4 protein-coding genes and 1 pseudogene are annotated in these 3881 nt (G+C 70.9%); 4 read left to right on the forward strand and 1 reads right to left on the reverse strand.

All coding sequences use genetic code 11. From position 1 onward, the window contains the following. Positions 1–93 precede the first annotated feature (93 nt). Positions 94–243: pseudogene (locus QL983_RS10700) on the forward strand (GNAT family N-acetyltransferase); the annotation flags it as partial. A gap of 231 nt (positions 244–474) precedes the next feature. On the opposite strand, the gene QL983_RS10705 reads toward QL983_RS10700, so the two are convergent. Further along, positions 475–924 (reverse strand): hypothetical protein, encoded by a 450-nt coding sequence (locus QL983_RS10705; protein ID WP_095353549.1) that lies wholly within the window; start codon positions 922–924, stop codon positions 475–477. A gap of 135 nt (positions 925–1059) precedes the next feature. On the opposite strand from QL983_RS10705, the gene QL983_RS10710 reads away from it, so the two are divergent. From QL983_RS10710 to QL983_RS10720, 3 genes are all read left to right on the forward strand, one after another. After that, positions 1060–1335, forward strand: coding sequence for a hypothetical protein (locus QL983_RS10710; RefSeq protein WP_095353548.1), 276 nt, complete (start codon positions 1060–1062; stop codon positions 1333–1335). Between the two features lie 291 nt (positions 1336–1626). Next, on the forward strand, positions 1627–3402 hold the full coding sequence (locus QL983_RS10715; protein ID WP_036315496.1) for a glycerol-3-phosphate dehydrogenase/oxidase: 1776 nt from the start codon (positions 1627–1629) through the stop codon (positions 3400–3402). Next, the coding region (locus QL983_RS10720; RefSeq protein ID WP_290152939.1) for an MIP/aquaporin family protein at positions 3380–3881 on the forward strand (502 nt) is incomplete at its 3' end. The genes QL983_RS10715 and QL983_RS10720, both read left to right, overlap by 23 nt.

Here is a 3881-nt window from a genome sequence, read left to right on the forward strand (position 1 = left end):
AAGCTGGCCAAGCGGATCACGTGGGACGACCTCGGCGGCCCATCCGGGGCGGTGTCCCTGGTGGTGGAGCACGCGGGCGTCCCCGTGGGTGACGTGATCCTGTGGCTGACGGACCGCGAGCGCGGTGTCGCGGAGATCGGCTGGGCACTGGATCCGCGGCATGCCGGTCAAGGCTTCGCCCGGGAGGCCGCGGCTGCGCTGCTGGACCTGGGGTTCGAGACGTCTGGCCTGCACCGGGTGGTGGCACAGATGGATGCCCGCAACACGGCGTCCGCCCGACTGGCCGAGACGCTCGGGATGCGTCGAGAGGCACACCACCGGCAGGACCTGTGGAGCAAGGGCGAGTGGACGGACACCCTCGTCTACGCGATGCTCGCGAGCGACCGGGGAGGTGGGGGGCCATCTATGACGGCGAACGGACTTCTACGCTCACCCCATGCAGCTCGAGACCGTGAGGGGGTGGACTCGCGAGGCTCACCAGGTGTGCGGACCGAGGTCCTCGAGGATCTCCAGGTCGAGAAGCCACTCGTCAGGGCGGGGGGTCTCGGGGAGCACCGGCTCGTAGGCGCCGACGTAGACGACCTCCCCCATACTGAGGCCGGTGGCCTCCTCCGGCTCAAGGATCGCCAGGTCAGCGTGGCCGGGGACGCGGTCGATCTCGGCGAGCCGCCCCGAGGGCCACACCTCGTGTGCCGCCCTCACCACGGCCCGCACACGACGCAACGGGATCGACCCGGCGGGGCTGCCGTCGTCGTGATGGGTGACGACCCAGCCTGCAGAGGCCAGGGGCCAAGCCTGACTCACTCCCCGGGAGGGCAGCAGGATCAGCTCGTGGACTTCCCCCACGGTGATCGAGTCACCGCAGCATTCCTGCTCCCAGTCCGAGAGCGAGGCGCGGCCGACGGCGCCGACGGTGATGTCCATGGTCGGAGTGTAGGGGCGGGGCCTCACCCGGGGGCGCGCGGGGCGTCTTCACCGGTGATGCTGGGGATTGGACTTGAGGCCAGGCGAGTGAAGGCCCGGACAACTCACCCTCACCGCGTACATAGGATCGACGCCATGACGCGAACGGGAGCCTTCACCATCGCGGGACTGGCCGCCTTCGCTATCTCCACCGGCATCCTGGTTCTCCTGCTGATCACGGGCTCGGAGACGCCTCGGGAGACGATGGCCTTCTTCGCCCTGATCATCGGCTGCTACGCACTGTCCGCGCTCTGCTTCGCTGCGGCGAAACGCGTTCTGCTGGCGCTGCTGTCCGGCGCGCTGGCTGTCGTCAGCTTCCCCCTCGCCCTGTTCATCGGGTACGTCGTGGAGATGCTCCAGAGCCAGCAGTGACACCGCCCGGGGCACGCGTCACCCGGGGCGCGCCGCCCTCGTTCCAGCGGAACAGGGTGAGGTGCCACAGCCCGAGGAGCGTGTGGGACGAGCCACCTCCACGCGCGCCGACGTGCCGCTGTTCGAGCGGCTCGGGTTCCGCGAGACCGGACCCGACGCCTGCATACCCGCGGCCCGGGAGTGACATCATGGACCTCGGCTCGTGCTGATACCGGATCTCGTGACGTGACACCGGGTATCGTGAGCCACGCCACTACACTGTGTCTCCACCGATAAAGGAGCAACCCCTCCATGCCGACCCTGCGAACCGTCTCCCTCTCCGCCGCCACGCGGGAGGATCACCTCGCCCGCCTCCGGGCCACCAGCCCGGAGGCCCCCCTCGACATCCTGATCGTGGGCGGCGGCTCCACCGGCGTGGGCGCCGCGTTCGACGCGGCCACCCGCGGCCTCGACGTGGGCATCGTCGAGGCCCGCGACTGGGCCTCCGGGACGTCGTCCCGCTCCTCCCGCCTCATGCACGGTGGCCTGCGCTACCTCGAGATGCTGGACGTCAAGCTGGTGTACGAGGCGCTGCGTGAGCGCGACCTGCTGCTCACCCAGACCGCGCCCCACCTGGTGCGTCCCCTGCGCTTCGTCTTCCCGTTCTTCCACAAGGTGATCGACCGCGGCTTCATCGGCGCCGGCGTCACCATGTACGACGCCATGCAGTCGCTCGGCCGCCGCCGCGCGATGGGCGCGCACCGCCATCTCAGCCGCCGCTCCATGGCCGCGACCTTCCCCTCCCTCGACGACGAGAAGATCGTCGGCGCGGTAGAGTACGCCGACGCCCAGTTCGACGACGCCCGCCTGGCCATGATGCTCGTGCGATCCGCCGTGGACCACGGCGCCGTGGCCGCCAACTACACCGCCGTCACCGGCTACCTGCGCGGCGACGACGGCCGTGTGCAGGGCGTGCGTGTCCGCGAGGAGACCTCCGGCGAGGAGTTCGACGTGCACGCGCGCGCCGTCATCCTGGCCGGGGGCGTGTGGACCCAGGAGCAGCAGGAGCTGGCCGGGGCCGACGGCGGCCTCGAGGTGCTCGCCTCCAAGGGCGCCCACATCACCGTCCCGCGCGACCGCATCCGCGCCGACGCCGCCACCGGCGTGATCACCAAGACGGAGAAGTCCGTGCTGTTCCTCATCCCGTGGGACGAGTACTGGGTGATCGGCACCACGGACACCCCGTGGGCGGAGGACGTGGCCCATCCGGCCACCACCGCGGACGACATCGACTACATCCTCGAGCACGCCAACGCGGTGCTGAAGGAGGACCTCACGCGTGACGACGTGATCGCCACGTACGCCGGCCTGCGCCCGCTCCTGCAGCCGGTCACCGGATCCGACGGCGGCTCCACCAAGATCTCCCGTGAGCACACCGTCACCGAGGTGGCCCCCGGCCTCACCGCCGTGGCCGGCGGCAAGTGGACCACGTACCGGGCCATGGCCGAGGACGTCGTGGACTTCGTGGTGCGCGAGACCCACCCGACCCGTCCCAGCCTCACCGAGCACATCCCCGTGCTCGGCGGCCTCGGCTACTCGGAGATCGAGGCGGAGGCGGACCGCATCGCCGCCGACTACGGCCTGGACGAGGCCCGCGTGGACCGGCTCCTGTTCCGTTACGGCACCGTGCTGCGCCACGTGCTCGACCTGATCGACGGCGACCCGTCCCTGAGCGTCCCTCTCGCCGAGGCGCCGCGCTACCTGCGCGCCGAGATCGTCTACGCCGCCCGAGCCGAGGGCGTCGTCCACCTGGACGACGTCATCGAGCGCCGCACGCGCCTGTCCACCGAGGTCCGCGACCGCGGCGTCGCGGCAGCCGAGGAGATCGCGTCCCTCGTGGCCCCCGAGCTGGGCTGGGATGAAGAGCGCATCGCCGGTGAGATCCGGGCGTACAAGAACCTCGTCGCCGCACGCCTCCGCGGCGAGACCGCCCACGACGACGTCACCGCCGCCGCCGCGCTCGCAGCCGCCGACGCCGCCCCCGTCCACGGAAAGGAGCCCGTCCATGGGCACGATCTTCCTGCATGAGATCGCCGGCACGGCGATCCTCCTCCTGCTGGGCGTCGGCGTCGTCGCCAACGTCGTCCTGACGAAGACCAAGGGCAACGGCGGAGGCTGGCTGCTCATCAGCTTCGGCTGGGGGCTGGGCGTCTTCGCGGGCGTCTACGTCGCTGCCGCGACCGGTGCGCACCTGAACCCCGCCGTGACCGTCGGCCTGCTCGTCAGCGGCGCCGAGGAGTACGCCCCCCGCATCGCCGTGACCCTCGGCACCACGCTCGCGTACTTCGCGGCGCAGCTGATCGGCGCCTTCCTCGGCGCGGCCCTGGCCTGGCTGGCCTACCGCGACCACTACCAGGCGGAGACGGACCAGGGGGCGATCCTGGGCACCTTCGCCACAGGCCCCGAGATCCGCAACCCGCTGTGGAACATGATCACCGAGGTGATCGCCACGTTCGTCCTGGTGTTCGTGATCCTGCTCTTCGGCTCCACCCCCTCCGGGCTCGGCC

The organism is Micrococcus sp. APC 4021 (genome assembly GCF_030407635.1).
Classification (GTDB): domain Bacteria; phylum Actinomycetota; class Actinomycetes; order Actinomycetales; family Micrococcaceae; genus Micrococcus; species Micrococcus luteus.